The organism is Streptomyces sp. NPDC059994, assembly GCF_042737755.1.
Taxonomy (GTDB): Bacteria; Actinomycetota; Actinomycetes; order Streptomycetales; family Streptomycetaceae; genus Streptomyces.
This window is the reverse complement of record NZ_JBHWUR010000001.1, coordinates 220,181-244,742: the sequence shown is the minus strand read 5'-3', so window position 1 is coordinate 244,742 and position 24,562 is coordinate 220,181. Positions and strand designations below refer to the sequence as shown.

General features: G+C 71.0%; 28 protein-coding genes and 1 pseudogene. 14 read left to right on the top strand and 15 right to left on the bottom strand.

All coding sequences use genetic code 11. The features are described from left to right. The first annotated feature begins 69 nt into the window (after window positions 1–69). Window positions 70–759, top strand: coding sequence for a response regulator (locus tag ACFWA7_RS01175; RefSeq protein ID WP_385535889.1), 690 nt, complete (start codon window positions 70–72; stop codon window positions 757–759). Here ACFWA7_RS01175 and ACFWA7_RS01170 read toward each other — a convergent pair. Then, window positions 719–2,482 carry a GAF domain-containing protein gene (locus ACFWA7_RS01170; protein ID WP_385820070.1) on the bottom strand — a complete coding sequence of 588 codons (1,764 nt, stop codon included), beginning with the start codon at window positions 2,480–2,482 and terminating at the stop codon, window positions 719–721. The genes ACFWA7_RS01175 and ACFWA7_RS01170 overlap by 41 nt on opposite strands. Before the next feature lie 360 nt (window positions 2,483–2,842). Here ACFWA7_RS01170 and ACFWA7_RS01165 point away from each other — a divergent pair. Continuing rightward, a pseudogene (locus tag ACFWA7_RS01165) lies at window positions 2,843–3,063 on the top strand (GNAT family N-acetyltransferase); the annotation flags it as partial. A gap of 49 nt (window positions 3,064–3,112) precedes the next feature. Here ACFWA7_RS01165 and ACFWA7_RS01160 read toward each other — a convergent pair. Beyond that, the gene (locus ACFWA7_RS01160) at window positions 3,113–3,511 is read right to left on the bottom strand and encodes a nuclear transport factor 2 family protein (protein ID WP_385820068.1); all 399 of its coding nucleotides are present in this window, start codon (window positions 3,509–3,511) and stop codon (window positions 3,113–3,115) included. Between the two features lie 115 nt (window positions 3,512–3,626). Here ACFWA7_RS01160 and cpt point away from each other — a divergent pair, with 115 nt between their 5' ends. Together cpt and ACFWA7_RS01150 are read left to right on the top strand one after the other, a co-directional pair. Further along, window positions 3,627–4,148, top strand: coding sequence for a chloramphenicol phosphotransferase CPT (gene cpt / locus ACFWA7_RS01155; RefSeq protein ID WP_385536092.1), 522 nt, complete (start codon window positions 3,627–3,629; stop codon window positions 4,146–4,148). Window positions 4,149–4,257: 109 nt separating this feature from the next. After that, a complete protein-coding gene (locus tag ACFWA7_RS01150) occupies window positions 4,258–4,599 on the top strand; it encodes a hypothetical protein (RefSeq protein WP_385820066.1) in 342 nt (113 codons plus the stop codon). Window positions 4,600–4,660: 61 nt separating this feature from the next. On the opposite strand, the gene ACFWA7_RS01145 is transcribed toward ACFWA7_RS01150, so the two are convergent. Together ACFWA7_RS01145 and ACFWA7_RS01140 are read right to left on the bottom strand one after the other, a co-directional pair. Next, entirely contained in the window at window positions 4,661–5,338 is a 678-nt protein-coding gene (locus ACFWA7_RS01145; RefSeq protein WP_385820064.1) for a response regulator, read from the bottom strand. Between the two features lie 17 nt (window positions 5,339–5,355). Further along, complete coding sequence (locus ACFWA7_RS01140; RefSeq protein ID WP_385535901.1) at window positions 5,356–6,543, bottom strand: sensor histidine kinase; 1,188 nt, start codon at window positions 6,541–6,543, stop codon at window positions 5,356–5,358. Window positions 6,544–6,813: 270 nt separating this feature from the next. Here ACFWA7_RS01140 and ACFWA7_RS01135 point away from each other — a divergent pair, with 270 nt between their 5' ends. Together ACFWA7_RS01135 and ACFWA7_RS01130 are read left to right on the top strand one after the other, a co-directional pair. Then, complete coding sequence (locus ACFWA7_RS01135; protein WP_385820062.1) at window positions 6,814–9,033, top strand: MMPL family transporter; 2,220 nt, start codon at window positions 6,814–6,816, stop codon at window positions 9,031–9,033. 213 nt (window positions 9,034–9,246) lie between these two features. Continuing rightward, window positions 9,247–10,854: an alpha/beta hydrolase gene (locus ACFWA7_RS01130; RefSeq protein WP_385820060.1), complete on the top strand. Its 1,608-nt coding sequence runs from the start codon at window positions 9,247–9,249 to the stop codon at window positions 10,852–10,854. A 36-nt stretch (window positions 10,855–10,890) separates the two neighbouring features. Here the strand turns inward: ACFWA7_RS01130 and ACFWA7_RS01125 are convergent, their stop codons facing one another. After that, window positions 10,891–11,208: a hypothetical protein gene (locus ACFWA7_RS01125; RefSeq protein WP_385820058.1), complete on the bottom strand. Its 318-nt coding sequence runs from the start codon at window positions 11,206–11,208 to the stop codon at window positions 10,891–10,893. 65 nt (window positions 11,209–11,273) lie between these two features. On the opposite strand from ACFWA7_RS01125, the gene ACFWA7_RS01120 reads away from it, so the two are divergent. Further along, on the top strand, window positions 11,274–11,507 hold the full coding sequence (locus tag ACFWA7_RS01120; RefSeq protein ID WP_385820056.1) for a hypothetical protein: 234 nt from the start codon (window positions 11,274–11,276) through the stop codon (window positions 11,505–11,507). Then, the gene (locus ACFWA7_RS01115; protein WP_385820181.1) at window positions 11,504–11,719 is read left to right on the top strand and encodes a helix-turn-helix domain-containing protein; all 216 of its coding nucleotides are present in this window, start codon (window positions 11,504–11,506) and stop codon (window positions 11,717–11,719) included. The genes ACFWA7_RS01120 and ACFWA7_RS01115 overlap by 4 nt, the downstream gene beginning before the upstream one ends. A 12-nt stretch (window positions 11,720–11,731) precedes the next feature. On the opposite strand, the gene ACFWA7_RS01110 is transcribed toward ACFWA7_RS01115, so the two are convergent. Then, window positions 11,732–12,400: a TetR/AcrR family transcriptional regulator gene (locus ACFWA7_RS01110; RefSeq protein WP_385820054.1), complete on the bottom strand. Its 669-nt coding sequence runs from the start codon at window positions 12,398–12,400 to the stop codon at window positions 11,732–11,734. Window positions 12,401–12,495: 95 nt separating this feature from the next. On the opposite strand from ACFWA7_RS01110, the gene ACFWA7_RS01105 reads away from it, so the two are divergent. Further along, on the top strand, window positions 12,496–13,542 hold the full coding sequence (locus ACFWA7_RS01105; RefSeq protein ID WP_385535913.1) for a threonine/serine dehydratase: 1,047 nt from the start codon (window positions 12,496–12,498) through the stop codon (window positions 13,540–13,542). A 32-nt stretch (window positions 13,543–13,574) separates the two neighbouring features. On the opposite strand, the gene ACFWA7_RS01100 is transcribed toward ACFWA7_RS01105, so the two are convergent. The 3 genes from ACFWA7_RS01100 to ACFWA7_RS01090 all read right to left on the bottom strand — a co-directional run bounded on the left by ACFWA7_RS01100 (window position 13,575) and on the right by ACFWA7_RS01090 (window position 14,564). After that, window positions 13,575–13,793 carry a dihydrofolate reductase family protein gene (locus tag ACFWA7_RS01100; protein WP_385820179.1) on the bottom strand — a complete coding sequence of 73 codons (219 nt, stop codon included), beginning with the start codon at window positions 13,791–13,793 and terminating at the stop codon, window positions 13,575–13,577. 78 nt (window positions 13,794–13,871) lie between these two features. Beyond that, window positions 13,872–14,138 carry a hypothetical protein gene (locus ACFWA7_RS01095; protein ID WP_385820052.1) on the bottom strand — a complete coding sequence of 89 codons (267 nt, stop codon included), beginning with the start codon at window positions 14,136–14,138 and terminating at the stop codon, window positions 13,872–13,874. Window positions 14,139–14,234: 96 nt separating this feature from the next. After that, on the bottom strand, window positions 14,235–14,564 hold the full coding sequence (locus tag ACFWA7_RS01090) for a helix-turn-helix transcriptional regulator (RefSeq protein WP_385535916.1): 330 nt from the start codon (window positions 14,562–14,564) through the stop codon (window positions 14,235–14,237). Window positions 14,565–14,702: 138 nt separating this feature from the next. Between ACFWA7_RS01090 and ACFWA7_RS01085 the strand changes: the two genes are divergently transcribed. Next, window positions 14,703–15,146, top strand: coding sequence for an STAS domain-containing protein (locus tag ACFWA7_RS01085; RefSeq protein WP_385535918.1), 444 nt, complete (start codon window positions 14,703–14,705; stop codon window positions 15,144–15,146). A 27-nt stretch (window positions 15,147–15,173) separates the two neighbouring features. Here the strand turns inward: ACFWA7_RS01085 and ACFWA7_RS01080 are convergent, their stop codons facing one another. Together ACFWA7_RS01080 and ACFWA7_RS01075 are read right to left on the bottom strand one after the other, a co-directional pair. After that, a complete protein-coding gene (locus ACFWA7_RS01080) occupies window positions 15,174–16,280 on the bottom strand; it encodes an NADAR family protein (protein WP_385820050.1) in 1,107 nt (368 codons plus the stop codon). A 100-nt stretch (window positions 16,281–16,380) separates the two neighbouring features. Beyond that, window positions 16,381–17,544: an SGNH/GDSL hydrolase family protein gene (locus ACFWA7_RS01075; protein WP_385535920.1), complete on the bottom strand. Its 1,164-nt coding sequence runs from the start codon at window positions 17,542–17,544 to the stop codon at window positions 16,381–16,383. A gap of 180 nt (window positions 17,545–17,724) precedes the next feature. Here ACFWA7_RS01075 and ACFWA7_RS01070 point away from each other — a divergent pair, with 180 nt between their 5' ends. Continuing rightward, the gene (locus tag ACFWA7_RS01070) at window positions 17,725–18,372 is read left to right on the top strand and encodes a TetR/AcrR family transcriptional regulator (protein WP_385535922.1); all 648 of its coding nucleotides are present in this window, start codon (window positions 17,725–17,727) and stop codon (window positions 18,370–18,372) included. 61 nt (window positions 18,373–18,433) lie between these two features. Here ACFWA7_RS01070 and ACFWA7_RS01065 read toward each other — a convergent pair whose 3' ends face one another. Beyond that, complete coding sequence (locus tag ACFWA7_RS01065; RefSeq protein WP_385535924.1) at window positions 18,434–19,270, bottom strand: MerR family transcriptional regulator; 837 nt, start codon at window positions 19,268–19,270, stop codon at window positions 18,434–18,436. A 137-nt stretch (window positions 19,271–19,407) separates the two neighbouring features. Here ACFWA7_RS01065 and ACFWA7_RS01060 point away from each other — a divergent pair, with 137 nt between their 5' ends. Continuing rightward, window positions 19,408–19,974, top strand: coding sequence for a DinB family protein (locus ACFWA7_RS01060; protein WP_385535926.1), 567 nt, complete (start codon window positions 19,408–19,410; stop codon window positions 19,972–19,974). A 138-nt stretch (window positions 19,975–20,112) separates the two neighbouring features. Here ACFWA7_RS01060 and ACFWA7_RS01055 read toward each other — a convergent pair whose 3' ends face one another. After that, window positions 20,113–20,661: a YciI family protein gene (locus ACFWA7_RS01055; protein WP_385536096.1), complete on the bottom strand. Its 549-nt coding sequence runs from the start codon at window positions 20,659–20,661 to the stop codon at window positions 20,113–20,115. Between the two features lie 81 nt (window positions 20,662–20,742). Next, window positions 20,743–21,621 carry an aminoglycoside phosphotransferase family protein gene (locus ACFWA7_RS01050; protein ID WP_385820177.1) on the bottom strand — a complete coding sequence of 293 codons (879 nt, stop codon included), beginning with the start codon at window positions 21,619–21,621 and terminating at the stop codon, window positions 20,743–20,745. A 186-nt stretch (window positions 21,622–21,807) separates the two neighbouring features. Between ACFWA7_RS01050 and ACFWA7_RS01045 the strand changes: the two genes are divergently transcribed. Next, on the top strand, window positions 21,808–22,248 hold the full coding sequence (locus tag ACFWA7_RS01045) for a hypothetical protein (RefSeq protein ID WP_385820048.1): 441 nt from the start codon (window positions 21,808–21,810) through the stop codon (window positions 22,246–22,248). A gap of 183 nt (window positions 22,249–22,431) precedes the next feature. Here the strand turns inward: ACFWA7_RS01045 and ACFWA7_RS01040 are convergent, their stop codons facing one another. After that, window positions 22,432–23,514, bottom strand: a complete 1,083-nt coding sequence (locus ACFWA7_RS01040; RefSeq protein WP_385820175.1) for a M20 family metallopeptidase — start codon at window positions 23,512–23,514, stop codon at window positions 22,432–22,434. Between the two features lie 113 nt (window positions 23,515–23,627). Here ACFWA7_RS01040 and ACFWA7_RS01035 point away from each other — a divergent pair, with 113 nt between their 5' ends. Further along, window positions 23,628–24,560: an aminoglycoside phosphotransferase family protein gene (locus tag ACFWA7_RS01035; protein ID WP_385535932.1), complete on the top strand. Its 933-nt coding sequence runs from the start codon at window positions 23,628–23,630 to the stop codon at window positions 24,558–24,560. The last annotated feature ends 2 nt before the right edge of the window (window positions 24,561–24,562 follow it).

Genomic DNA, 24,562 nt, shown 5'->3' with positions numbered 1-24,562 from the left:
CCCTGTTCCCCGCAAGCCCTGTACGTCACGATCGACCACAGAGGCAACCACACCGCATCAGGGGGCGGCATGGCCGTAACGGAACACGACTCCAGGCCTACCATCGGGGTCTTCCTCGTCGACGACCACGAGGTGGTGCGCCGCGGGCTGCGCGACCTGCTGGACGCCGAGCCCGACATCACCGTTCTCGGCGAGGCCTCGACCAGCGAGCAGGCCCTGGCGCGCGGCCCGGCCCTGCGGCCCGACGTGGCGGTCCTGGACGTGCGCCTGCCCGACGGCGACGGCATCACCGTCTGCCGCGAACTCAGGTCCCGCATAGCGGGATTGTCCTGCCTGATGCTGACGTCGTTCGACGACGACGACGCTCTCCTGGACGCGATCATGGCGGGGGCGGCCGGTTACGTCCTCAAGCAGATCAAGGGGACCGACCTCGTCGCGGCGGTGCGTACGGTCGCCTCGGGGCAGTCGATGCTCGATCCGGCCACCACCGCGCGGCTCATGAGCACGCTGCGAGGCCCCTCGGCGGAGGACGCGCCGGCCGGGGACCAGCGGCTCGCGGGCCTGTCCGAGCGCGAACGCGAGATCCTCGATCTGATCGGCGAGGGTTTCACCAACCGCCAGATCGGAAAGCGCCTCTACCTCTCCGAGAAGACGGTCAAGAACAACATCTCCCGGCTCCTGTCGAAGCTGGGGGTCGAGCGCCGCGTCCAGGCCGCGGTCATCGCGGCCCAGTTTCCTGCGGGGGACCGGTATCGCTGACCCCCGGGCGCCGGGCATCCAGCGGAACTCGCCATTCCAGCCGTGTGCCCCCTCCCTCCGCCGCTTCCACGACACACGTCCCGCCCCGCCCGTCGGCCCGCTCCGCGAGGTTGCGCAGACCGCTGCGCCGGCCGGTCCCGACGGGGATCCCGATCCCGTTGTCGGTCACGGTCAGCGCGACCTCCCCACCGCGCACCTCCAGCACCACCTCGGCCGCCGTGGCTTTCGCGTGGCGGGCCACATTGGTCAGCGACTCCCCCAGCACGGCCAGCACGTCCGCGCCGATGTCCCCCGGCACATCGACGTCGATCAGCCCCTCCATGCGCAGTGCGGGCGTGAAGCCGAGCGCGGGCGCGACGCCCTCCAGCGCCCGCACCATCCGTATCCGCAGCCCCGGGCCCGGCCCGTCGTGCGCGCGCAGGCCGAAGATCGTCGAGCGAATGATCTTGATCGTGGTATCGAGGTCGTCCACCGCCCGGTCCACCCGCTCCATGACCTCCGGATGCTGGATGAAACGCTGTGCGCTCTGCAGCGTCATCCCCGTGGCGAACAGCCGCTGGATCGCGAGATCGTGAAGGTCCCGCGCGATACGGTCGCGGTCCTCCAGGATGCTCACCTGCTCCGCGTCCCGGCGCCGGTCGGACAGTTCGAGTGCGAGCGCCGCCTGGTTGGCGAAGCCGCGCAGGGGCTTGCTCTCCGCCTCGCTGAACGGCGCCTGCCCCGCTCCGCGCGCCAGTAGAAGCACACCCCGGACGCCGTCCCGGGTGCTCATCGGCACCGCCACCGCGGGCCCCAGCCCCTCCCACCGGTCGGGCCCGTACGTCACCCGGGAGTCCTTCCGCACATCCACGGTGACGACGGCCGAACCCGTGCTCATGGCCGCGCCCGCGAGCGTCCCCTCCGCCGGCAGGGCCAGACCCTGATGCCGTTCCGCCCCGCGGCCCAGGGCGAGGACACCCCGCAGTTCACCGGTCGCCGCCTCCACCAGGTCCACCACACCCAGCTCGGCCGAGGTGATCTCACGAGCCCGCTCGACCAGCACCTCCAGAACCTGCGACTCGGGCACCCCGGACAGCAGCGCACTGGTGACCTCGGAGCCGGCCTCCAGCCACCGCTCCCTCAGCCGCACCTCCTCGAAGAGGCGGGCGTTCTGGATCGCCACCCCGGCCGCCACCGCCAGCATCGCCAGAACGGCCTCGTCCTCCTCGTCGAACTCGGCACCGCCGCGCTTCTCCGTCAGATAGAGGTTGCCGAACACCTCCTCCCCCACGCGGATCGGGACGCCCAGGAACGAGTGCATCGGCGGATGGTCGGCCGGAAAGCCGGAGGACGCCGGGTGCTCCGACAGCTCGCCGAGACGAAGCGCCACCGGGTGGCGGATCAACTCGCCCAGCAGCCCGTGTCCCGACGGCAACTGACCGATCTTGCGACGCACCTCGTCGGCGATCCCCACCGGCAGGAACTGCGTCAGCTGCCGCCCCTGCCCGATGACCCCGAGCGCCCCGTACTCCGCGTCGACCAGCACCACTGCGGCCTCGACGATCCTCCGCAGCACCTGCGGCAGATCCAGCTCCCGGCCGACCTCCAGAACGGACTCCAGCAGCACGTGCAACCGGTCACGCGTGCTGCGCACCGTGTCGATGCGCACTTGCAGCTCATCGAGCAGCTGATCCAGTCTCAGTCGCGACAGCGGCCGCGCCCCGTCCCGCCCGACCCCGCCCATCGGTCCCTCCCTGGGGATCCGCCAAAAGAAACCAGAGCTCCGGCTCTCACCGTAGCGGCAGCGGGACCTCCACACTCACGCGATGCGCACCCCGACGGGAAACGTCCGCTCCCGGCCGGTGCCGTGACGGGAGGCGTCCGCCCGGCTTCGAGGGCCTACGACAAGCCGTCCGGACAGAGCGGACAGAACTGCCGGGCCCAGCGCCGGAAGCGGCTGATCATCTCGTCACCGCGGGCCAGACGGGGTGGGGCTCGTACCGCTTGTGGTTCCAGATCGGGATGTCCTGCTCCAGCAGTTCGACCGCCGCCCCGCGCATGGCGTGGGCCGCGAGCCCGGTGAGTGGGGTGCGCGGGAGGCCACCGGGCGGCTTTCGCCTGGCTGTGCGACGTCTACGTCGACCCCGCGCACCGCGGCAAGGGCCTCGGCACCTGGCCGGCCGACGCCGTACACGACCACCTCGCCCCGTACAGGCTCAAGCGCGTCCTGCTCTCCACCCTCGACGGCACGAGGTCCACGTGAAGGTCGGCTTCGCACCCGTGCCGGACCCCGGCCACCTGATGATCCTGAACCCGCCGCAATGAAGGCCGCAGTGAACGCCGCAGTGAACGCCCACCGCGTACCGGCGAAGGCTTACCCGGTCACCGTGTCCCCGTGACGATGAGCCACCCGCCACTCGCCGTCCTCGCGGCGGTACACCTGTGTCGCCCTCAAGGTGAACGTACGCGGCTGCCCGTCGACGGAGGTGGAGACGTGTTCAAGACCGGCCGTGTACGCCATGTCGCCCACCACGTCGTACGCCTGCAGTTCGAATGCGTACGACGTGCAGTCGGAGAAGCTCTCCTCCAGGGCGGTGAAGAGCGTGCCGGTCTCCTGCAGCCCGTCGGCGTTGCGCCACGCGCCCAGCACGCTCACGGGCTCGTTGCGCGACCACAGGGCCCGGCGGGGGCCCGCGTCACCGTTGTGCAGCGCACGCTCCGCCTCGTACAGCGCGGTCCTGACCCACACCAGGAAATCGTCACGGTCGCTCATGTCCTCATCTTGGCCCCGTCGAGTCGGCAACACCGCCGCGCGGCGCGACAACGTGCCGGAAATTCATTCCCTACCGCGGGAACAGGCACCGTACTGTGTCGCGGTGACGACTCAGATGATCATTCTCAACGGCGGCTCCAGCTCGGGAAAGTCCGGGATCGTACGGTGCCTGCAGGCCGTACTGCCGCATCCGTGGCTGGCGTTCGGAATCGACTCACTCGTCGACGCCCTGCCCGCGAGCATGCAGGCATCGCCCGACGGCATCGGGTTCGAGGCGGACGGCACGGTCAGCGTCGGGGCCGACTTCCGGGCACTGGAGGCGGCCTGGATGGAAGGCGTCGCGGCGACGGCCCGGGCGGGCGCCAGGGTCATCGTCGACGACGTCTTCCTAGGCGGAGCCGCCTCCCAGCAGCGCTGGCGCAAGGCCGTTGGCGACCTGGCCGTGCTGTGGGTCGGCGTCCGGTGCGAGAGCGCGGTCGCCGCGGCCCGTGAGACCGCACGGGGCGACCGGACCGGGGGAATGGCCGCATCCCAAGCACACGTGGCACACGAGGGGGTCGTCTACGACGTGGAAGTGGACACGACCCACGCGGAGTCCCTGACATGCGCCCAGGCCATCGCCACTCACGTCCTCTGATCGACGAGTCGACGCTCAACCCGAAGCCTCCCCCCTCCCCCACTACTCACGACGAAATGAGTAGCCGCCCCCACGCGCCCCGGACAGCCCGCCCCCTAGCCTCTCGATCATGAGCATCGAGCAGCAGACCCCCACCCCGTCGGCCCAGGTGACGGTGGGGCGGGAGTGGACGGGTACGGCGTCGATGGTGCTGGGCGTGGTCGCCGTCGCACTGTTCGGATGTCCGTGGCTGCCCGGCTCCGTGCCCTCGCAGCTCCGTTACCTCCCTCTGTACCTGACCGTGCCCCTGGGGATCTGCGCGATCGTCCACGGCATCGGGGATCTGCACCATCTGCGCGGTGAAGCGGGAGCCGACCGTCGCCGTGCTCGCGCCGGCGTCGCGCTCGGCCTGGTGGCCGTCGCGGTGCCGCCGGCCCTTGTCGTGTGGGCATGTGTGGCCTTGAGCGAGTGACCGACGGCGAGGGCAAGGGCGGCCCCGCCGCGGTCGAGGCCCCGTCCCGCTCCACCGGCGGCTAGCCCGGCCGACCGACCTCGACCACTCCCGTCTCGTACGCCACGATGACGGCCTGGGCGCGGTCGCGGACGCCGAGTTTGCCGAAGAGGCTGGTGATGTGGTTCTTGACGGTGGAGCCGCTGACGCTCATCGCCTCGGCGATCTCCGCGTTGTCGAGGCCGGTGGCCATCAGCCGCCACACCTCCGCCTCGCGCGGTGTCAGACCGCTGATCTGTACGAGGGGCGGCTCGGGACGCTCCGGGGCCCTGACGTACGTCGAGATCAACCGCGTCAGCAGCCGGGGCGCGACAGCCGCCTCGCCCGTGTGCACCACCCTTACCGCCGCCACGAGTTCCTCCGGTGAGATGTCCTTCGGCAGGAACCCGCAGGCCCCGGCGCGCAGCGCGGCCACCACGTACTCGTCCATGTCGAAGGTGCTCAGCGCCAGCACCCGGCAGCCGGGCAGCTCCGCCGCGAGCCGGCCGGTCGCGGCGACGCCGTCGAGCACCGGCATGCGGATGTCCATCACGACGACGTCGGGTCGCAGCCGGTGGGCGAGGGCTACGGCCTCCTCGCCGTTGGCCGCCTCGCCCACCACCTCGAAGGCCGGGTCGGGGGTGAGGATCAGCGCGAGTCCGCGCCGTACGAGCGGCTGGTCGTCCGCGATCAGCACTTTGATGGCCTGCGTTTGCGTCATGTCGGCCGTCATCCCGTTCATCGCAGCGCCCCCTCGTCAGCCGTCAGCGGCAGCCGTACCGCCACCCTGAATCCCGCCTCGTCCAGCGGACCGGCCTCGAACGTCCCGCCGTGCAGCGCGGCCCGCTCCCGCATCCCCACCAGGCCGTAGCCGGACCCCGATGCGGTGCCCGCTCGCACGAGCCCCTCGCAGGCGCCCGTTCCGTCGTCCGAGACCTCCACCGCCACCCCGTCCGGCTCGTAGGTCAACCGCACTTGGGCCCGCGCCTCGCCCGCGTACTTGCGCGCGTTGGTCAGCGACTCCTGCACGATCCGGAACACCGTCAGACCCACGCTCGGCGGCAGCGGCCGCTCACCGCCCCGTACGTCGAGTGCGGTGGGCAGACCGGCCCGGCACGACTCGGCGACGATGCGCTCCAGGTCGGCGATGCCGGGCTGCGGGGCGATCGGCTCGTCCTCCGCCTCGTCCCCGGCCCGCAGTACGTCCAGGAGTTGGCGCATCTCACGCAGCGCCATGCGCCCGGAGCCCTCCAGTTCGACCAGCGCCTCCCTGGCCACCTCCTGATCACGGGCGAGGTTGGCCCGGGCGCCCCCGGCCATCAGCTGCATGGTGGTGATGTGGTGCGCCACGATGTCGTGCAACTCCCGTGCGATACGGCGCCGTTCGGCCGCCACGGCCCGGTCCGCGAGCAGACGGCGGTTGGCCTCGATGTCCCGCTGCCAGCGGTTCATCACGGCCCCCGCGATGATCACGATCACGGCGGCGAGCGCATTGCCCACCAGTTCCATCAGCGACAGCCGCGGCCACTTCGTCCAGTCCACCAGCACCGCCACCGCGGCCAGCGACGCCGCCACCACCACGGGCGCGCTCCTGAACCGTACGACGGAGTAGAGCGCGACCACCACGGCGGCGCCGAAGTGCAGTGCCGTGGGGACGGTCAGGTTCAGCCCGAGTCCCAGCAGCAGCACGGCCACGAGCACGAGCACCGGCGCACGGCGCCGCACCAGCAGCGGCAGCGCGGCGACCACCACCAGCACGCATCCGGCCACGGGGACGTCGCCCTGCCCCGCCAGGCTGGCGAAGGTGAAACTGAGCAGGTCCATGACCCCGGCGCCGACCGCGACCAGGCCGTCGTTGCGCGTCCAGGGCGCGTCGCCGCCCTGCCGGGTCGCCGGGGCCCCGGGCGCGGGGCGCGTGGTCACCATGACGCTCCTGATTCCGTGAGTAGCGGTTCGGGCCGCCGACGGTGTGTCAGCGGCCCTCGTTCCATGATCCCAGTCTCGCACCGGGGACCGGGCCCGTCCCGGGCCCGCGGTCCGATCCCGCCCTGGGACCAGGGTCCCAGTCCTCGCTCACGCCCACCCCGAGCTCCCAGGCCGTATCTCCTCCCGCGCTCGGACGACTCCTCCTCACCGCGCTGATGTGCTGGTCATCGGCCGAAAAGCGCCGCACCCCACCCACCGTCGGAGGACAAAGTGATCCGCGCCCTGACCGGGTTCTCCACCCGCAGCCCATGGAAGGTCATCGCCCTCTGGGCCGTGGTGGGCATCTTCCTCGCCCTGCTCGGCCAGTCGCTGCTCTTCCGCGTCACCCAGAGCCAGAGCGGGGACTTCCTCCCCGCGAAGTACGACTCGGCCGCCGCGCTCAAGGTCGCCGAGGAGAAGTTCGGGGCGGAGCCCGATGCCAACGCGGTGACGGTGCTCGTCGCCCGGGCGGACGGCCAGCGCCTGACCGGAGCCGACCAGCGACGCGTCGGCGACATCGCCGCGGAGTTGGGCCGACGGCACGTCAAGATGCCCAAGCCCAGCGGGGACCGGCCGACGTTCCTGGCCGAGGACTACTCCCAGACGCCCAGGGTCGGTCCCGCCATGGTCGCTCCCGACGGGGGCTTCGAACTGCTCTCCGTGCAGCTGACCGGCAACTCCACCGACCCCGGTATGCACGACCTCTACCGGGCCTTCCGCGACGACGTGAAGCACGAGTTCGCCGGTGCCCGGATGCGTACCGGTTTCACCGGCGGACTCGCCGACCTCGTCGACACCACGGAGGCGGAGGAGACCACCACCACCGTCGTCGGCGCCCTCATGGTCGGCCTGATCGTGCTGATCAACATTCTGGTGTTCCGCAGTGTGCTGGCCGCCTTCGTGCCCCTGCTGGCGGTCGCCATCATCAGCGGCGCGGCGCTCGGCGCGGTCGTGGGCGCCGCGTTGCTCACCGGCATCGACCTCGACACCTCCACGCCGAACCTGATCGGCGTCGTACTGATCGGCATCGGTGTCGACTACTTCCTCTTCCTTCTCTTCCGCTTCCGCGAACAACTGCGGGCCCACCCCGACCTGCCCGCCCGTGCCGTGGCCGCGGAGGTCACCGGCCGGGTCGGCACCGCGATCACCTCGGCGGCCCTCACCATCGTCGCCGCCTTCGCCACCCTGGGCATCGCGACCTTCGGGCAGTTCCGCGTCCTGGGCCCCGCCATCGCCCTTTCCGTGCTGGTCATGCTGCTGGCCAGCCTCACCTTGATGCCCGCGCTGCTCGCGGTCAGCGGGCGCAGGATGTTCTGGCCCTCCCGCGCCCTGCGGCGCGAGCCCCGGCCGGGCACCGCCGGGCGCGTCGGTGACCTGGTCGCCCGGCGCCCGCTCACCCTCGTGGTCGCCTCCGTCGCCCTGCTCGGTGCGCTGGCGGCCGGAGTCGCCGGTATCCGCATGGACTTCGACCAGACGGGCGGTGACAAGGACACCCCGGCGGCCGCCACCGCCGCCGAGATCAACCGCGCGCTGCCTGCCGGGGTGTCGGATCCGACCACCGTCTACGTCACGGCCGGCCAGGGCCGTACGCTCACCACCCGAAGCGTCGACGCCCTGCCCAAGGCCCTCGCCAAGGTCCAAGGTGTCGGCCAGGTCGGTCAGACCGTGCTGAACGAGGACCGCACGGCGGCCCGCATCGACGTCTATCTCACCGCCGACACCCAGAGCAAGCAGGCCCGCGACCTCGTCTCGGGGCCGGTCCGCGACACCGTCGCCATCCACACACCTGCCGGTACGGAGGCCCATGTCGGCGGTACGGCGGCGATCTTCGCGGACATCTCCACCGCCGTCGACCACGATCTGAAGACCGTGTTCCCGGTCGCCGCGGGCTTGATCGCCCTCATCCTGATCGTCCTGCTGCGGAGCCTGCTCGCCCCGGCCGTCCTCATGATCGCCGTGGGGCTCGGCTTCGCCGCGACGCTGGGTGCCTCCGCGCTCTTCTTCCAGCACCTGCTCGACAAGCCTGGCGTCAACTTCGTCCTGCCGCTGGTGCTGTTCCTCTTCGTGGTCGCCCTCGGCACCGACTACAACATCCTCATCAGTGACCGCATCCGCGAGGAGATGGAACACCCGGGGCCGGCCCGGGCCGCCGTCGCCCGCGCCGTGCGTCACACCGCTCCCGCCATCGCCACGGCCGGTGTGGTCCTCGCCGCCTCGTTCGGCAGCCTCGCCGTGAACGCGGCGCCCGCCACCCAGCAGATCGGCTTCGCGACCGGGCTCGGCATCCTCCTCTCCGCCTTCGTCCTGTCCATCGTGCTGGTGCCCGCGCTCGCCGCGCTCCTCGGCCGGAGCATCTGGTGGCCGGTCCGCCCGGGCCGCACCAAGGGCCGCCACCACGCCGATCCACTGGACGGCACCCGGCCCCACGAGGACCGCGTCACGGTCCACTGACACGCGATCCACGGACCCGGGCGACCACCAGCCGACAGCCAGGGAGGCCGCACCCCCACCCAGCGGGGTGCGGTCGCCCCCTTCGCACTCCCTCCGGCACTGAATCACGGTTGCATAACGAGTAATTCCACTGTGTGACATGTGCCATTGCACATGTCACATGATTTGCCTGACCCCGTCGCGCCGCCATGGCGCGCCGACTGAGGAGGGCACATGCGAAGACCATTGGCACTGCTGGCCGTTGCGGTCTCGACCGTCCTACTGGGCAGCGCGGTCCCGGTCGCCGCGGCCCCCGACAGCGACAGTCGCGACACCGACGCGGGCCGGATCGCATGGACGTCCTGCGGTGACACCACGACCCCGGCGCTGCAGTGCGCGATGCTGGAGGTCCCGGTGGACTACGCCCACCCGGACGGGCGGAAGATCAAGCTCAAGCTCAACCGGCTGCCCGCCACCGCCCCCAAGGCCAAGCAGCAGGGCCCGATCCTGCTCAACCCCGGTGGCCCCGGCGACAGCGGTCTGTGGATGCCCGCCTACATCACCGGCCAGATCCCGGCCGACGTCGCCTCGACGTACGACTGGATCGGCTTCGACCCGCGGGGCACCAACGGCAGCGAACCCCACGTGGTCTGCGACGCGCACTACTTCGACGGCGAGCGGCCCGACTACCAGGTCGGCCACGGCACCGAGAAGGCGTGGCTCGGCAAGGCCGCCACGTACGCCGCCGACTGCGCGGCGGACTGGAGCTGGATCCTGCCGCACATGACGACGGTGGACAGTGCCCGGGACATGGACCGCATCCGCGGCGCGCTCGGCGCCAAGAAAATCAACTTCTACGGCGGCTCGTGGGGCACCTCGCTGGGCTCCACCTACGGCCAGCTGTTCCCCTCCCATGTGCGGCGCATGGTCCTGGACAGCATCGTCGGTCCCACCATCGCCTGGTACGACCACAACATCCTCCAGGACAAGGAGCATGAGCGGCGCTTCCGCGCCTTCGCGGAGTGGACCGCCAAAGCCGACTCGGTCTACCACCTCGGCACCGACGCGGACGCCGTGATCAAGAAGTACTACGCCATGGAGGACGCGCTGCGCACCGCCCCGGTGTCCGCCGCGCCCGCCCCGGGCAAGATCGGGCCGGCCGAGTTCGAGGACACCTTCTACGGCGGCGGCTACAACTTCCTGCGCTGGCCCCGGATGGCCACGGTGCTCTCGGGCTACCTCACCCGGCACGACACCCGGCCGCTCACCACCGCCTACAACCGGTACGCCGCGCCGGGCGCCGACGACGGGGCCTTCCCGAACTACAACGCCACGCAGTGCACGGAGAGCGCCTGGCCCCGGGACTGGGAGTTCTGGAAGAAGGACCAGGCCAAGGTCAACGCGGTCGCGCCGTTCTACACGTACAACAACATGTGGTACAACGCCGCCTGCATGTTCTGGCCCTACCAAGGCGGCCCGGGCCGACTGAAGATCACCGGCAAGGGCCTTCCGCCGGTGCTGCTGTTCCAGGCGACCGAGGACGCGGCCACGCCGTATGCCGGAGGGGTCGCGATGCGCAAGGCGCTGCCCGGCTCCAAGCTGGTCGTCCAGAACGGCGGCAGCTTCCACGAGGTCCTCTTCCACGGCAACGCCTGCCTGGACGACACCTTCGTCGACTACCTGCGCGACGGAACCCTGCCCGGCGGCAAGGGACTCATCGCCAAGACCTGCGCCCCCGAGGCCGACCCGGCACCGACGTACGTCGAGCCCACGCCGGCCGCGAAGGCCTCCGTGGCCACGATCCCGCCCACGGATCCGGAGGCCGTCCACGGGCGCTTCTGACCACCCGTCAGGGTAGAAGTCCGACGGGGGACCCGACTACCGATGCGTGCTCCCGGGAGATACCCGGGAGCACGCGCGGGCCCAGGCGGTGCCGAGCGGGTTGAGGAGGGTGCAGCGCCGGCCGCCGTCGGCGTCCCGGCGGGCGATGTTGGCGGTGGTGCCGGTCGGGGCGATCCGTTCGCCGCCGGGGCCGTCGACCTCCATGGTCCAGTCGGTGACCAGGAGGGCGGTTTCCGCACCGACGAGCGTATGCCGCTGAACGTTCGTCAGCCTGCCGCGGGCGGCGACGGTTCCGCCGATCTCCGCACGCAGCGCCTCGGTGCCGACGATGTGCTCGCCGGCCACCGTACGCATACCCGCACCCGGGGCGGGCCAGCACACCGTCGACGTCGCGAGCGGAGCAGACCCGTGACGCGCGAGTGCCCGTCGGCATCGAGGCCGAGGACGAGCTGACCGGCGCGTTGCTGCGCCAACTCCTCGGTGCGCTGCTCATCCGCATGGCGCGCCTTCCCGCCCCGGCCGGACGGCCCGTCCCCGCCGCGCCCGGCGCCGAGGTCCACCTCGCCTTCCGGCGCGAGTTGGAGCACTCCTCGCCACCACCCGCTCCGTCGAGGACTACGCCGCGCGCCTCGGCTACTCGCCCCGGACCCTGACGCGCGCATGCCTGGCGGCCACCGGCCGCAGCGCCAAGCAGCTCGCCGACGCCCGCGTCGCCCTGCAGGCGCAGCGGCTGCTCGCCCACACCGACCTGCCCGTGGCGGCGATCGGCCGCGCGCTCGGCTTCACCGAGGCCACCAACTTCGGCAAGTTCTTCGCCCGCGAGACCGGCCGCACCCCGGGCGAATTCCGCCGCGCCCAGCGGTGATCCGAGCGGCCGTTACCGAACGCGCCCCGGAGTCACGGCAGTTCGCGCCGGGTCGGCCGCGTCGATGAGCTGGCGGAGCGCCCCGAAGAAGACCTCGTGGTCGACCACGGCGGGCAGGATGGCGGCAAGGTGCCCGGTCACCACCGGGAATTCGGCGGGGTCCAGCGCGGCCAGTGCGGTGCGGGTGACGGCCTGGGCGGCGCCGGGGTCGCGGTGGTCGACGAAGCTCGCGCTGCCCAGGGTGAGCAGGTACATCCGCCGGTAGCAGGTGATCGCCTCCTGGGGCGTCATCCCGGCCGCGAGGGAATCGGCGAGTTGCGGCTCGACCAGGCGCTTGAGGAGCTGGGGGCCGAGCCAGGGGCGGGCGCCGCGCAGGGCGACCAGGCCCGGATGGGCGGCCAGCAGTTCGTACAGGCGCCGGAAGCGGGCCTCGGTGGCGTCGGTCCAGGCGGTGCCGGGCGCGATGTCGGGCAGGGATGCCGCGAGGTGGTCCACGCACAGGTCGAGGAGCCCGGCCAGGTCCGTGCAGCGGCGCTGGAGCGTGGCGTGGGCGATGCCGAGCCGGGCGGCCAGGGTCCGGAAGCTCAGGGCAGCGGTGCCTTCCTGGTCCACGATGAGCAGGGCTGTCTCGGCGATGCGCTCGGGGGTCGCGAGGTCGAGGGATGCGGATTGCCTGGGCATGTGAGCCAGCGTACGGTACACCGTATCGAACCTCACCCTCACCGCCCGGGGCCACGCCTCGTCCTGAGCGCCCTTTCCGCATGGGAGTCTGCGACATGCACCAGCTCACGTACGGCGACGTCAAGGCGGCCGCCGACCGCATCGCCGGACGTGTCCGGCCCGTCGTCCTCGCCCCGGCCGATCCCGGGGAGGTCCGCGCCGCCCGTCGCGGCCTCCTCGACGACCGCCCCGAAGAGGCCTCCAAGGTGTGGCTGGCGCTGGAGTTCATGCAGCACACCGGCTCGTTCAAGGCCCGTGGGGCGCGGAACTTCCTCCAGGCCCACCGCGAGGCCGGGACCCTCCCGGACGCCGGGGTGACGATCGCCTCCGGCGGGAACGCCGGGCTCGCCTGCGCCTGGGCCGCCCAGCAGCAGGGCGTCACCGCCACCGTCTTCCTGCCCACCACCGCGCCCGCCGTCAAGGTCGCCAGGCTGCGCGGCTTCGGCGCCGACGTCCGGCTGGTCGGCGCCGAGTACGCGGACGCCCTGGCCGCGTGCGGGGACTTCGCCGCCACGACCGGCGCGCTCGCCTCTCACGCGTACGACCACCCGCTCATCGCCGCCGGGGCGGGCACCCTGCTGGAGGAGATCCTCCAGCAGGTCCCCGACCTGGACACCGTGGTGGTCGCGGTGGGCGGCGGGGGCCTGTTCGCGGGCGTCGCCACCGCCGCCCGGCACCACGGCGTACGCGTCGTCGCGGTCGAGCCGGAGAACTGCCGGGCGCTGAACGCCGCGATCGGGGCCGGTCGTCCGGTCGACGTCAAGGTCGACTCGATCGCTGCGGACGCCCTCGGCGCGCGCCGCGCCTCGGCGATGGCCCTGTACGCCGCCCAGCAGGCCGATGTGCACTCCGTACTCGTACCCGACAGCGAGATCGTCCGCGCCCGGCAGGCCCTGTGGGACCACCGTCGCATCGCCGTGGAGCACGCCGCCGCGACCGCGCTCGCGGCCCTCACCACGCCGCAGCACCACGCATCCGGCCGGGACCTGGCCGCCACGGCGGGCTTCGGCTACCGGCCCGGCGACGGCGAGAAGGTCGCCGTCGTCCTCTGCGGCGCCAACACCGACCCGGGCGACCTCGCCCACCAGGTGGACCAGGGCTGATCAGCAGGGGGCGAGGCGTGGGTCGCGCCTCCTCACTCCTCCTCGTCCAGCGCGAAGGATCCGTACTCGGGCTTTCCCGAGCGCTCGTAGACGCAGTACTGCACGCCGGCGCCGGTGGTGCGGGAGCCCTTGAGCGTCCAGGCGGACGGGGAGGCGCCCTCGCTGAAGAGCCGCTTGCCGGTGCCGAGGATCACGGGGTTGACGAGGAGCCGGTACTCGTCGACGGGGTCGTGCCGCTGCAGGGTGCGGATGGCCGCTGCTGCCCTGCGTCATGATCACGCCGTCCAGCTGTTCCTTGAGCTGGGCCACGGATTCGGCGGCATCGCCCGTCAGCAGGTGGGAGTTGTCCCATTCCAGACTGCGCGTGGTGCGTGAGGCCAGGAGGAAGCGAAGAGGTCGTACGTCCTGCGGCCGAGCAGAAGATGGTCGGCGGTCCGCTCGAAGATGTCGCTCATGAGGTTCACGAAGTCGCCGTCGACGTACGGGACCTGCCGGACGCCGTGCTCGAAGCCTTCGCCGACGTCCTCGCCCGGACCGCCCAGGGCCTGCATGAGGCCGTCCAGCGTGACGAACGCGGTGACGATGAGCGTGCTCATGACGCCGCCTTTCGCGTGCGGAGTCCGTCCGTTTCCCGGTTGGTTCCCGGACCCGCGCAAACTCATCGCCCCATGCACGTCACCCGTCGGCGGCGTTCACAGATGCTGAGGCTGCTGCCCCCGCTGTTCGTCGTGCTGGGCCAGAACCCCGAGCAGGGTCGCCACGGTCAGGCCGGCCTCGGCCGGGTGCCGCAGAGGGGTGCCCGGTTCGATGCGATACGTATTGGAACGGCCCTGCCGAGTGTGGGAGAGATATCCGGATTCCTCCAGATCGGAGATAATTCTCTGGACGGCCCGCTCGGTGAGTCGGCAGTGCGCGGCGATGTCGCGTATGCGGACGGAAGGATCGTCGGCAATCGCGGCCAGCACGCGGGCGTGGTTGGTCAAGAACGTCCAGCCCGCATGTGGTTCAGGTACGGCACCCATCCCCTCAGGATATGACGCACCTTTCGCGCATACAAACAGGCGAAATACTTTTCATGTATCCCTTGACGTATCAGGGACGGAGGCGGAACCTGAAGGAAGCCAAGCAGGGCACCGGTGGATGCCTGGGGAGCCAATGCCATGCCAGAGCATGCAATACCCGCGCAGGTCACTCGCGGGTGCACCACCTACGCGGCACCGGCATACTCGCCGAGCGGCCGGCCACTGCCGCGCCTTGAGATCGAGGTCCGGCCGGCAGGCTACCGCCAGCTGGTCGCGGTCACCGGCGAGATCGACATCGACGCCGACCACCTCCTGCACAGCACGCTGCGTGCGGCTCTCGACCACTCGCGCCACGGTGTCGACGTCGACCTGAGCAAGGTCGACTTCTGCGACTGCTCCGGCCTCAACATCCTGCTGCGCATCCGTCAACGCGCACTCCAGGACGGCAAGACGCTCTGCGTCCACGCCCCGAGCAGCGCCGTACACAGACTGCTGACCGTCACCCGCACACTGTCGCTGCTCGCCCCATCGGACGGCCACCGCACGGCCATTGCCGCCCAGGACCCGGATGCCGTCCAATAGCGCGACGACGAGCGCGGCCGGCCTTCGTCAGCCGCAGCGCTCCGCGTGCAGTTCCGAACGGATGAGCTCCAGGAGGCGGCCGGTCCAGTTCCGGCCGCGGCCGGAACGGTCGCCCCAGAAGTCGGAGTCGGAGTCGTCGTAGACGAGGGTCGCGTCGTCGGTGGACAGGAGCACTTCGGCCAGAGCCGGGTGCTGGGTGTACTTGGCCCGCAGCAGACGGGTCATCACGGCCGGCCGGACCTGCTCCCAGCCGTCGCGCCGGCCGGCGTCGGCGGCGAGCTTCCTCGCCGCGAACGAGCTGTCCGCTTCCATGATCGCGGCGCGGGCGGCGGGGTCGGCGGTCGAGAGGGCCCAGTACGCGTGCGCGACGGAGAGGTAGGTGGTGCCGTCGACGTCGACCGGTGCCGGATAGTCGTTGCGCAGGGCCTTCGTGCCCGGATCGTCGGACGGCTTCAGCGGATAGCTCTGGTAGAGGTGGATCGCGGGGGCGACGGACGTCGCGGGTCCGTCCGCCGGGACCCGCGAGGGCCGTTCGGCGCTCCACTTCGCCCGTTCCTCGAAGTAGGCGACCGCCTCGTCGTACTCCTCCCGTGTGATCGCGTCGTCCGGCCAGTCCTGCGTGTACCCGCCCGGCCCGAGCACCAGCACCTGCAGCGGCACGTCCCTGCGGTCCATGTCGCCGAGCGCGTAGTGGCGCTGCGTTTCCGGGATGGCGAGGTAGGCGGCGCGGGCGGCGGCCCGCCGCTCGTCGGTGCGGTCGGCGAGGAAGGCGTCAACGGCGGCCAGACAGCGATCCGTTGAATCCGGCCGCCCGTTGAGCTGCTCGATGGTGTCGCGCACCTCGGCGAGCAACAGCTCAGGGGTGAGCCAGGTGTACGGCTCGCTGAACCTCCAGGAGGCCAGCTCATGGCCGGACGCCCGGGCGCCATCCGGGAGTTCGGTGGCGACCCAGCCGCAGCGCAGCTTCTCCTCGAACTCCTTGAGCGTGACCAGGCCCCAGCAGTCGATGAGACCGTCGGCGTAGATGAACAAGTCGGTGAGGTGGTAGTCACCGTTGCGGATGAATGCGTGCCGCCAGGTTCCGGGTACTCGTATGCCGTCCGCCATGCGGTAGGTGCGTGCTTTGCCGATCATCGCGACATTGTGGCGGAAGCGTCGGCCCCATGACACCGTGTTTCGGCCCGGCCGAGCCTGCCGGGGCCCCGGCCCGAGGGGGTCGGGGCGACGTACGCCGTCACAGTCCCAGGCAGGTGAGGTCGACCGCGTCGGACATCGCACGAGCACCCTCGTCGTTGAGGTGGAGGTGGTCTCCGCTGTCGAGATCGGGGCGGATGAAGTCCGGTGCGTCCGGGTCCTGGACCGCGGCCGCGATGTCGACGACCGCGTCGAAGACGGTCGCCGTGCGGATCCAGTCGTTGACCTGACGGCGGATCACCCGGCCCTCGGGACTGTCGATCCCGGGGTAGATCGTGCCCGCGTACGGGCCCATGGTCATGCCGATGGTGGTCAGCCCCGCGGTGCGGGCCTTCGCGGCGAGCGCGGTGTAGCCCGCGATCAGGTCCTCGGCGGTGGCCGGGGGCTCGCCGGTCATACCCGGCAGCCCGAGGTCGTTGAGGCCGAAGTGGAAGAGCACGTGGGTGGCGCCGGGCACGCCGAGGACGTCGCGGTCGAAGCGGGCCAGGCCGTGCGGGCCGACCTCGTCGGTCAGCAGCCGGTTGCCGCCGATGCCCTGGTTGACCACCCAGCCCCGGCCGATCCGGCGGTTGAGGTGGTTGGGGAAGCGGTGGTTGGTGCCCGTCGAGGTGCCCGTTCCCTCGAACCAGGAGTCGCCGAACGCGACGGCGATCGCGGTGCCCCGAGGGGCCAGGACGTCGACACCGGTGACGTAGAAGCGGCTGTCCACTTCCTCGGCGCCGTCCAGCACGGCCGCCGAGACATGGTCGCCGGACACCACGTAGGCATTCTGCGACGCGGTGTGGGCGAACGTCGCCGGCCCGGTGTCCTCGGGCAGGTACAGACTCAGTACGAGGTCGGTGCCTGCGCTCACCGCCAGGTCGACGGGGTCGCTCTGGACCACCTCACCGACCGGGACGGCCACCTCGGCCGCACCGCCGAAGCGCAGCACTGTGTCGGTCCCGGGCAGGAGGGCGGTTTCGGCGGCGGCATCGGCGGTGTCACCGCGCTCGGCTCGGAGCGCGACCCGAGCGGCGGCTATGACCAGCGGCTCCTTCCCGTACTCGTTGCTGAGCTGGACCCGTACGGCCTCGCCGCCGCCGTCGAGGTGCAGGATCTGACGCAGCGTCTGGTCGCGGAAGCCACGGGACGGCTTGATCTGGATGGTCTCGTACGGGCTGAGCACCGCGGAACGGAAGCCTGCGACCCAAGCAGTCGTGGTCATGGTGACGAACTCCTCTGCACGGTAAGGACGGGGAACCGGCGGTGCTGAGCCCCCGCCGGCGATGCACTGAACCATACAGTACAGTTCACATGTACTCAACGGTTCAGTTGAACTGAACTCAACGGGCCGGTTCAGTACTGTCTAGACTGCGGTGCAAGGCGACAGAAGGAGACGGCGAGAGTGCGCGCAAGCGAACGGGCCCCCAAGCGGATCCCCTCGGGCGACCGGGCGGCGGCCAAACGCAAGGCGATCGTGCGGGCAGCCACCGACGCGTTCCTGCGGGACGGCTACGGCGTGGGCATGGACACCATCGCCGCCGAAGCGGGCGTCGCGAAGGTCACCGTCTACAACCACTTCGGCAGCAAGGAAGCCCTCTTCACGGCGATCGTCGGCGACGTCCTCGACGCCGCGCTCGCGGAGTCGACACGGCTGATCGAGGAACGTCTCGGCTCCTCCACCGACGTACGCGCCGACCTCGTCGCGATCTGCGAGGCCTGGGTCGCCGGTCACGCCACCCCCGAGGTCCTCGCACTCCACAACGCCGTCATGGGTTCCATGCCGCAACTGCCCGACCTGGGCCGCACCTGGCAGGAGCAGGGCCCCGAACGCTTCCACCTGATCGTCCGCGCCGCGCTCACCTCGCTCGTCGACCGCGGCGAACTCGCCATCGACGACATCGAGTTGGCGGCCATCCAGCTCTCCGGCCTGGTCCTGATGCCGCACATCGCGTACGGCTCGGCCGGCGCCGCACCCGACCCCGACCTCACCCAACGGCTGATCACCGGCGGCGTGGACATGTTCCTCGCCCGCTACCGCCCCGCCCCCTGACGGAGGGCTCAGGCGAGGGCCGTGCCCCCTTCGGCACAGCCCCCGGTCATTGGGAGAGCAGTCATTCCTTCGGCGTCAGGGGCCTGGCGACCGGCGTCTGCAGTTCGGTCACCCACTCGTCGCGGTTGTCCGGGCACTCCAGGTTGATCTCCCGGGGGTAGCCGGCCGACCGGTAGCCGTTGCCGTCGATCCAGTGGGCCAGGGTCTGCGCCGTGGGCAGCACCGCGTCCATCGAGCCGCGGTGCACGATCGTCGCCGCCCGGTCGACGGGCGGAAGGTCGAGCACCCGGAAGGCGTCGTCCTGGAGGGGCGCCGCGACCTGGACGCCTGCGTGGACGATGATCCTGCCGTCACCCTCCGGGACGTCCTCGTAATAGGCGACCCCCGGCCCCGTCGGTGTGACGCCCGCCTCGCCCAGACGTCGGAACAGTTCGTCGTAGAGCGGCCCGATGACCGAGCTGATGTCCTGCGGCTCGAAGCTCGCGGCGGTCGCGGTCAGCTCCGCCACCCGGACCGCCGGAACGGTCTTGATGACAACGTCGTTCGTGGGCATGTGCCCCTCGCTCTCGATCGACCGGAGCCTCGCCTCGACCTGCACCAACCGCGCCGCCGCAGCGGCCATCGCGGCCTCCAACTCGGCTTGCCGCAGCCGCAGCATGCCGCGCAGCTCCTCGGTGCCGACCTTCCCGTCCAGGATCTCCTGGACCTGCTGAAGGGTGAACCCGAGGTCCTTGAGCGCGATGACACGGTTGAGACGGGCCAGTTGGGCGGCCGTGTAGTGGCGGTACCCGCTGACAGGGTCGACATGGGCGGGCCGCAGCAGACCGGTCGCGTCGTAGTGACGCAGCATCCGGACCGAGACGCGACCGTGCCGGGCGAAGTCTCCGATGGTGAACATGATGTCTCCGAGTTCAGCGCCTGACACGGTGTGAGGGTCAACAGACCATAGTGGTGAGGGAGGAACACCGACCGTCCCAGAGAGGCCGGTGGGGCACCGCGACCGCCGCTCCACGCCCAGGGGCGATGATGACGAGCATGACTACCTCAACCAGAAGAGCCGAGCTGTTCGCCGCAGACGGGGACGGAGACGGACCTGACCGTCGGTTCAACGGACCCGCGACCGGTGATGAGCGGCGCATGCTCCTCGGCTTCCTGGGGGATCAGCGGGCGACCCTGGAGCTGAAGTGCGCGGGCCTGGAGGCGGAGCTGTCGTCGCGGGCCGTCGAACCGTCCACGCTCTCCCTGCTCGGCCTGGTCCGGCACCTCACCGATGTGGAGCGCCGTTGGTTCCGCCGGGTGCTGGCCGGGCAGGACGCCCCGGCCCTTTACTCTTCCGGCGATGCCCCCGACGGGGACTTCGACGGCGCCGCGTCCGACGATCCGGAGACGATCGCGGACGCGTGGCAGGCCTGGCGGGCCGAGGTCGCGTACGCCGAGGACTTCGCACGCCAGGCTCCCCACCTCGACGTCGAGGGTGAGGACGCGTGGCGCGGGACGGTATCGCTGCGGTGGGTGCTCATCCACATGGTCGAGGAGTACGCCCGGCACAACGGACACGCCGACCTGCTCCGCGAGCGGATCGACGGCGCCAGGGGGCTGTGAGGCCCAGCGGTGATACCGCCGAGCCATCGACACGAGCGCGAACGCCGCGCGCATCCTTGTCACCATCGGGGGCCGTGTCCCTGGTCCCCGCCTTGCGCCGGCCGACAGCCGCTGCCGGTGTGTCGCGCCCGTGCCTCCCTACCGCCGCCCGCCGAACTGCCAGTCGTGGACCTCGATGTCGGCATACCGTTCCGGGGTGAGTACGGCGCGTGCCGTGTCCGGGTCCGTGGCCCGGACCAGTGCCGCCGTACCCACCCAGGTGGCCGCGTCGTCGGACAGCAGCGGCCCGTACGCGATCAGGTCGTCCCGGTCCGGCGGCACGACGAGGTCGGCGGGCTCCCCCGAGCCGAGGCCGAGGACCAGGTAGCGGTTGCCACCGGTCGGGCCGCCGGGGAAGTCCCACATGGTGCGCCCCAGCAGGTTGCGCCACCGTCGCACCAGTACGTCCCGGTACGCGCCTGCCTGGTAGTTGGGCTCGTCGAAGGCGAACGCGCGGGCCGCGGCCGGATCCGGCAGGTCGACGAAGTGCACGCTGCCGCTGGGCGTCTCACCGTCGTCGGCGAAGGTCGGGCCACGGGCGATCAGCTCCTTCGCGTACGCGTCCATGTAGGACCAGTGGGCTTCCAGCAGTTCCTCGCGCAGCTTGACGGAACCGGGCCGATCGCGGTGGTAGCAGAAGAACTCCATGGCCACGGAGTCTCCCCGACGTACGGCAGCATCTCAACGAGCTTTCCGCGAGGCCGCATGCCTGCGCGCGAGGGCAGCCTCTCAGCTGGAGGCCAGAACACGATCCAGCGCCGCCCGGCCTGCCGGTCCCCATGTCTGCTTTCCACCGGGCAGCCCTCGCTCCCAGGCCTGCCCGATACTGACGAGGGAGAGGCCTCGCAGCACGGCCCACCCGCGCGCCCGCCGGATCGTCGCCTCGTCCGCATCGGCGTACGTCTCGAAGAACCGCGAAGCCGAGCCCGACGGAAGAAGCAGCCACGCGGCTGCGAGGTCCGTCGCCGGGTCACCGGCGCAGAGCTCGCCGAAGTCGAAGACGCCCGTGAGCGTCCCGCCCGAGACGGCGACGTTCGCAGGATGAAGGTCCCCGTGGACCCATACCGGCGGGCCCTCCCGGTCGGGGGCCGAAACCACCTCCTCCCAGACGTCCCGGATCTCGACGGGAACGCGTGAGGCGACGGCCTGGAGCTGCTTCTCGAAAGGGTGCGTGAGCGATGTGAGCGGAACGCCACACATCGGGTTGGCCGGCGCCCCGGCGGGCGCGTCCCTGTGGAGCGCCTTCAGGAAGCCCGCCAAGGTATCGGCCGCGCGGTGGCCCTCGGTGACCGGGACACGGTCGCCCGGCTCGCCGGGAACCCATCTCGCCACGGTCCACACCTCCGGGAACAGGGCGGACGGTTCACCGAGCCGCAACGGGGTCGGAACCGGGAGCGGAAGGCCCGGAGCCAGCACGGGCAGCCACTCATGCTCCTTGCGGAGGAGTCCCGGCGCGCGTGCCGTGCGCGGCATCCGCACGGCCAACTCCTCGCCGAGCCGCCAGAGTTGATTGTCCCACCCGCCCTCCACCGGACGCAGGCTGAGCCCGGCAAGGTCCGGATGCTGCGCCTGCAGGAGGGATCGCACCAATCCCGCATCGATCTCCATGCTGTCCACGGATGAAGCTCCTGTCCCTCGTGGTGCCGACTGTCATCTCACTCCCCCATGATCGCCGGAAGCGGCCGCAAGGGTGGACACGGCGTTGTCAGTGGCTTGTTGGTGCTGGTTGCCGTGATCGCCCGGCGGCGGCAGACAGGCCCGAGGCCGCACTTGATCGGGGACAACGGGGGAACGATGTCAATCAAGCACGTACGCCGGGCAGTTGTGACCGCGGCGGCGGTCACCGCTCTGGTCCTGGCCGGCGCGACCAGCGCGTCCGCCGACGGCAACGCGACCTGGCGCCACAAGACGTCCGACGACTGCCTCTTCTACCGGGTCAACGGCGCCGGCCTGCCCTACGACGTGGGCATCGACTGGTGTGCCGCCTCGAAGGTCTGGTACGAGCAGCACAACAGTGACGACGACACCTGGCTGATGCATCCCGGCGCCAACCACGACTACTGCCTGGCGGCGTACTCCAACGATGACGTCCACGTGGAGCCCTGCACGCCGAACAACACCGGCAGCGCTGGTACGAGCGCTGGACCGGGACGCACTGGAAGCTCCAGCACCAGCAGACCGGCCGTTACCTCGACAGCAACGACTCCAGCGTCTACCTCGGCCCCGGCGGCGTGAACAACGACAACAAGTACCAGCTCTGGTACTGACCGGCTGTTCCGCCGCCCCGGCCGCCGACATATCAGCAGCCACGTACACAATTTGTCGAATCCAAGGACATCGGGGGATCAAAGAAATAAGACAAGTAAGGCAAAGTCACCCATACCGTAAGCGGACGTTGACCTTCCCCTTACCTGCCCCCTACCTCGCCTCGCCCTCCCGCCGGGCGCAGCGAATCGCGTTCACCAGCCCCGTGACAAGGTTCGCCCGCTCGGCCATCGCCTCGACCACCACGTACTCGTGGTCGGCATGGGCCCCGCCCCCGACCGCTCCCAGGCCGTCAAGCGTCGGCACACCCAGCGCGGCCGTGAAGTTGCCGTCGCTGCCACCGCCCACTGCCACACCCTCGATCCCCGGACGCAACTTCTTCGCCACCGCGAAGAGTTCGGCCGACGCCGACTCGGGCATCGGGGGTCGGCCGACGCCGCCCTCGACCGTGATCTCCGCCTCGTCGAGGTGCGGAACCAGAGCCGCGAACGCCGATTCGATACGTTCCTTCTCCTCGGCCGACTCGACCCGGACGTCGACGACGACGGTCGCCTCGGCGGGAACGACGTTGTCCAGGGTTCCCGCGGACGCGACGGTCGGGGTGACGGTCGTGCCGATCCGAGGGCGGCCGAGCGCCGCGATGTCCAGCACTTGGTGTGCCGCTTCGACGAGGGCGTTGACCCCGGCCTCGGGTTCGAGTCCGGCGTGCGACGCCCGGCCCGCGACCGAGACCCGGAACGTGCCGCAGCCCTTGCGGCCGGTCTTCAGGCCTCCGCCGTCAGCGGCGCCCTCGAAGACGAGTACGGCGCCGCATGCCAGGGCCCGTTCTTCGATGAGGGCCCGAGAGGAACGGGAGCCGACCTCCTCGTCGGCGGTCACCAGGATCTCGACGCCGGAGAGATCGTCGAGCGCCGCCAGCCCATGGATGGCCTGCACCAAACCGCCCAGCATGTCGAAGACACCCGGGCCGGTCGCCCGCCCGCCCTCGACCCGGAACGGGCGGCGGGCAAGCGTGCCGAGCGGAAACACCGTGTCATGGTGACCGAGGATCAGTACGCGGGGATCGCCACCGCCCGACCAGTGGACGTGCGGCCCGGCCGCGCTCTCGACGAGGACGGCCTTCCCGCCGAGGCGGCTCTCGATGACGGCGGCGACAGTTTTCGCCGATGCCGTCAAGGCCTCGGGATCGCGCGAGGGGGACTCGACTTCGACGAGTGTCCTGAGGTCCTCGGTCATCGCGTCAACACTCACATCGACGCTCTTGTGCGTGGTCACGCGGTCAGCGTACTTGTCTGCGCCATGACGCCGCCCCATGGCCTCGGCGCTCTTCGGGCGCGTAACGTGCCCAGGTGATCGTGATACCAGAGGTGTTCGCGCGGACCACCGTCGAGCGCGAAGGAGAACCCGGCGCGCTGTGGCTCGCCGGACTGCCCGGGATCGTGGACGGGCTGCTGGACCGCTGGGGGTGCGTGCCGGACGGCGAGGTGATGCACGGGGGTGTCGGCGTGATCGTCCCGGTGCGCCGGCCGGCGGAGGGGCCCGCCGTCCTGAAGGTGTCGTTTCCACATCCCGGCAACGTCCACGAGCCGGACGCGTTCGCCGCGTGGGGCGGGCGCGGCGCCGTCCTGCTGTACGAACGCGACGACGAACGGTTCGCGATGCTGCTGGAACGGGCGCGGACGTCGACCCTGGCGGAGGTCCAGGACAGCGATGAGGTGGTGACGGTCGCAGGGCGTCTCAATCGCCGACTGGCCGTCCCCGCACCGCCCGAGCTGCCCCGGCTGCGGGAGCAGGCCGACGCGTGGGAGGAGCAGCTGAGCAAGGACGCCGCGGAGCTGACGCACGCGCTGTCGCGCAACGTGGTGGACGCCGCGGTGGCGACGGTCCGCGAACTGGGCCGCATCCAGCCGGACACGCTCATCCACGGCGACCTCCACGCCCGCAACATCCTGCGCGCCGACCGCGAACCGTGGCTGGCCGTGGACCCCAAGGGGTATGCGGGAGACCCCGCTTACGACGGCGGCACGCTGCTCAAGACCCGCGCGCTGGCACTCCTGGCAGCGGACGACCTGCGCCAAGCCGTCCACCGCACCCTCGACGTCTTCGCCGAGGCCGCGGAACTCGACCGCGAACGCACCCGGCGATGGGCCCAGTTCCACGCCGTCCAGACCGCGTTCTGGGGCCGTCGCCACGGATTCCGCATCGCCCGCGACGGGCCCCGGCTGGACCGGTTCACCGAGTTCGCGGACCGGTTGGCGGGGTTGCTGACGGAGTGCTCGTAGGC